At 37.1% G+C, this 4230-nt stretch carries 4 protein-coding genes; all 4 read left to right on the top strand.

The window, feature by feature from the left end; all coding sequences use genetic code 11:
• The first annotated feature begins 175 nt into the window (after positions 1-175).
• The 4 genes from GQY27_RS20925 to GQY27_RS20910 all read left to right on the top strand — a co-directional run bounded on the left by GQY27_RS20925 (position 176) and on the right by GQY27_RS20910 (position 3379).
• On the top strand, positions 176-997 hold the full coding sequence (locus tag GQY27_RS20925) for a helix-turn-helix domain-containing protein (protein ID WP_160037198.1): 822 nt from the start codon (positions 176-178) through the stop codon (positions 995-997).
• 435 nt (positions 998-1432) lie between these two features.
• Positions 1433-2002 (top strand): hypothetical protein, encoded by a 570-nt coding sequence (locus tag GQY27_RS20920; protein WP_160037197.1) that lies wholly within the window; start codon positions 1433-1435, stop codon positions 2000-2002.
• A gap of 72 nt (positions 2003-2074) precedes the next feature.
• Complete coding sequence (locus GQY27_RS21575) at positions 2075-2536, top strand: excalibur calcium-binding domain-containing protein (protein ID WP_236570681.1); 462 nt, start codon at positions 2075-2077, stop codon at positions 2534-2536.
• A gap of 126 nt (positions 2537-2662) precedes the next feature.
• A complete protein-coding gene (locus GQY27_RS20910) occupies positions 2663-3379 on the top strand; it encodes a hypothetical protein (protein ID WP_160037196.1) in 717 nt (238 codons plus the stop codon).
• Positions 3380-4230: the final 851 nt, after the last annotated feature.

Below are 4230 nucleotides of genomic sequence, written 5' to 3'. Positions count from 1 at the left end.
TCATGCTAAAATCTTCTAAACGAGAAAAAAGCGCCCTATGCTTTGGTCGGCTAGGCGCTTCTTCTCTATAAACACAAGGGGCATAGTCTGCCCTTATTTAGTTACCCCTATTATAATAGGCGATAACCTGAATAGGCAAGACTATCTGCTCCTTAAATTTAAGGAGGCTATTTTTATGAAAACAGACCGCAAATCAAATACCAATACCATTATTCGAACAAGCAAACGTGAAAACCCTTATGTGATGATTGATAAGTACGGTTTAAACGATGAACGCTTATCATGGAAAGCGAAAGGTTTATTAGCTTATCTTCTGTCTAAACCGGACGACTGGCAAGTATATGAATCAGACCTAATTAAACGTGCAACTGATGGACGAGATTCGGTTAGAACCGGTCTGCGTGAATTAGAGAAATTCGGCTATCTATCAAGACGCCAGATCCGCGGAGAAAATGGAAGTTTCGGACACATGGAATATATTATTTATGAACGTCCTATAACAGAAGATCTTCCCACTGACGGAAAACCCGTCGACGGTGAAAATCCGCTGACGGAAAACCCGTCGACGGAAAATCCGCTGACGGAAAACCCACTACTACTAAATAATGATTTAAATAATAATGATTTAAATAATGATTGTTTGATTGAAGAAGCTGAAGCTTCTAGCTCTTTTAATAACGAGATTTATGAAGCATTAACTACACACTTGCCTGAATCTATTTATTTGGAGGGCATACCTGTAGGATCAGCTTATGTACAAGAAATACTTCTTATGTTGCAAGAACAGTTTCCAAGCCAGTTAGATCCAGAAGTTGTACGTATTGCTGCTGATCGATACTTTGAACGTACTGCTTATCTGGCTCCAGATGCACCAAATGGTGTAAAGATGAAGATTGATGTTCGAAATCCCGTAGGTCTATTTAACAAAGCATATTCTGAGGCAGTACAACTTTATAAGATTAAAGCAATGAAAAATCACCAAGGAACGAGATTTTAATGAAAATATCAGAACCTTTCAAAGCCAAGTTCTCTAATATTGGGTGACCCTTTGGTATGCATTAGGCTATGAGACGAACAGAATCCGATCCTGTAGAGGTTTTTGAAAAAACAAAGTATCCAATTAACAGAAAAATATAAATGCGTTATACGGCCATCTGAGAGTCTTATATGAGGTGTATGATCAAATTAATCATTTAGATTTGGGAGTGCAGAGGGCTTGCCCTTTGCTTATACCATGTGTTGTCTTTAAAAATATTGTTGCAGAGATTCCTTTTATACGAATCTGCCGAACCGGCAGGGCAAGAGAGGACAAATGAACGTAATATATATTCATTCACGCACATTCTTACATAAAAGCCTTTATTTAAAAGGATTTTATCATGGTGTATATGTAGTGAATTAGTGAACGTTCATGAACAAAAGGAGGATTTATATGGCTTGGTTAAGTGTCGCAGATGTGTCAGATCGGGCAGGTATACCTCCAGAGACTGTTCGGAGATACATAACACGTCATAGCTTGCATCTGCAGGTGAAAAAAGGACATAAATCATATTCAATTGCTGAAAACTGTATTCCGGTATTTATACAAATAAGAACGCTATATGCTGCCGGAAAAACTGCTGAGGATGTAGAAGATGAGTTGCTTCGATCCGGGCGACCTACAATTATAAGCGTGAATGCTGATGGTGAATCCGTGAACGTGAATGTTATAGAAACCCTTGCTACACTTGATTCTAAGATGAATGCAATCATGACTATGCTTATGAACGTAGATGAACGGTTAAAAGACGGGGAAAAGAATCGTAGTGAGATGAACGAAAACATGAAGGATATCTGCGAACAGGTCTTGAACGTACATAAAGAGGTGGCTACGGCAACAGAACAGTTTCAAGAGATCCAGAAAAATCAGAAAGAGACACGGGATCAATTGCTGGAAATTGTCTCACGTATTGAGACTCACGGAAAACGTCGAGGAGGCTTGCTTGGGTGGTTTAAACAATGACTGGATCCACCAAACAGTAATTAGAGACCTTGAATGCTTTTGTTGTCCAAAAGGAGGGCTAATTTGGTTTTCGTGTTCATGATTGGATTGTTTTTAATTTTCACCGGTTCAATGAGTCCATATGCTGGTAAATGGAGTGAAATATTATATCCAACCTATTTATCAGGAGGATTAGGTTTATTTTCGGCATTTACTATTATGGACGAACATTACTTCATAGGCTATGTATGTTTAACTGCAACAGGATTATATCTTATATATTTAGTTTTTGATTTTAAAATAGGAGGGAGGGCTGGAAAAGATTCACCTCCTGAATGGCTTGGTAGTATCGGAATGTATCCAGTGTGCTTTGCATTAATTTCGTTATTTTTTCTACCATCAAACTATATAAACTTTAATCATAATTCTGACGTTCGAGCTTATTATAGCAACTGCACTGAGGCAAGAAATCAAGGTGCTGCTCCTATTTATAGTGGTGAGCCTGGATATAGAGCAGCATTAGATAGAGATAACGATGGGGTCGCATGTGAATAAGGGATTCTACCATTCCATTAGCTCTCCTGTGTGTTATAGCCTTCTTTTTATGAATGAAGATATGACTTTTTCGACGAGAAGGAGGTTTGTGGGATAGTTACAATTGATTCAAGTACATCATACGTAGTGTCAGCTGCGACAATAATATCCGCCATTGTAGTTATAGCTCAAATCTTGGTCAATTCGATAATCTCTTATAATTTTTCTAAGAAACTAGATAATCATAGATCTCAACTACAGTCATCAATGGAGGCTTACAAGTTCGACATTCAAAGAAAAATGCAAGACTTCAGTCTTTATACCACGAAAAAGCATGAGGCTTATAGCTCCCTTTATCGTTTGTTTCTTGAGGCTGATAATCATATAGGGAGAATAATGGGTGGTAAGCATAGACAAGCAGATGACTATATGGTTTATACGATTGACGAAATAACTAAACTACTTGATAAGTACGAAATAAAAATGTCTCGACAGAAAATCATCTTAGATAATTGGAATAGAAGACATGAAGATCCATCAGTATTGAAAAATTTACAAAATCTGATGAATAGAGTTTATAATGATCAGGCGAGGGATTATCAAAGAAGAGCACATAATGAATACTTTTTTAATAAACTCTATTTATCTAAAGAAGTTAATAGAATTTGTGAAGATCTATCCTCAGAGTTAGGGTTCATTTGCGTAAATATCGATGCTCTTAACAATGGTAATGAAGTTCAATGGGTTCAAAATAAAGCTGAGGAAAATATCTTTAAGAGCAACTCGAAAATCAACAATCTTTTTAAAGAATTGAACCTGACAATGCAAGAGGAATTAAAAGTCGGATATTATGCAGATGAATAATCAAATGTGAATTTCATATAAAGAAACAAACAAGAAAACCAGCCCATTTTTTAGGGCTGGTTTTCTTGTTATATAAATTCACACTTTAAAAATTCCGGTTTCTTCTTGTCACGCTAGTGTGCCAAAAGGCATTTTTTGGTGTCACGCTAGTGTGCCAAAAATGAAATTCTTTGTACCCATGAAAACATTAGGCTCTGCCTAATACCACACTGAAAGTGGGGTCAGTTTTCCCTTATGCTCTTTCTATCTACAAATGGGATTTCGCTCAATTTCGGTGTTCTTGTAAGAATCACAAAAAGAAGTTTTATAAATGAATTTTTTTATTAGAAAAAAACAATCACTACAGAAAAAACTTACGTACAACCAGCTCATCAACCCTGTTGTTTTTGGTAAAAGGTATTAAACTTTTCTATAAATACTACCATAAACCTAACAACTTACCTCGGCTCACTTTTTGTACAGTGAAAGGATTGAGTTTATAATTTCACGAGAGTGCCCATTTATACCCCTGCTTCGCAGGGAATGGGATTCGTCTGGTTTTTCTTCAGATATAACCAGCAGGGCCCCACATCTAAAATTAAGAAGACAAACATTTAACGAACTATGTAAGCCTTCTTATAAGGCCTCTCTATTCCCAAACATCGACTGGCCGTCCATAACGAGAAAAAGAATCCTTTGCAAGCTTCCTACAACCTCTTATGACTCCTCCCTGGCGATCGCCTCGCAGTCAAGCAGTCTTATTCCACGTCATTACTGGATTTATTCGTATTTTTGTTAGTTTACTAGCTTAATAGTCTCATGCTAAAATCTTCTAAACGAGAAAAAAGCGCCCTATGCTTTGGTCGGCTAGG

The sequence above is a fragment of the Paenibacillus sp. An7 genome, assembly GCF_009870785.1.
GTDB lineage: Bacteria > Bacillota > Bacilli > Paenibacillales > Paenibacillaceae > Paenibacillus.
Note: the sequence above shows the minus strand (reverse complement) of the source record. Positions and strands in the feature narration are given on the sequence as shown.

Bases quoted from the DNA above. Each gene is read 5' to 3' on its own strand.
- GQY27_RS20925 (WP_160037198.1), top strand. From the start codon at position 176: ATGAAAACAGACCGCAAATCAAATACCAATACCATTATTCGAACAAGC.
- GQY27_RS20920 (WP_160037197.1), top strand. From the start codon at position 1,433: ATGGCTTGGTTAAGTGTCGCAGATGTGTCAGATCGGGCAGGTATACCT.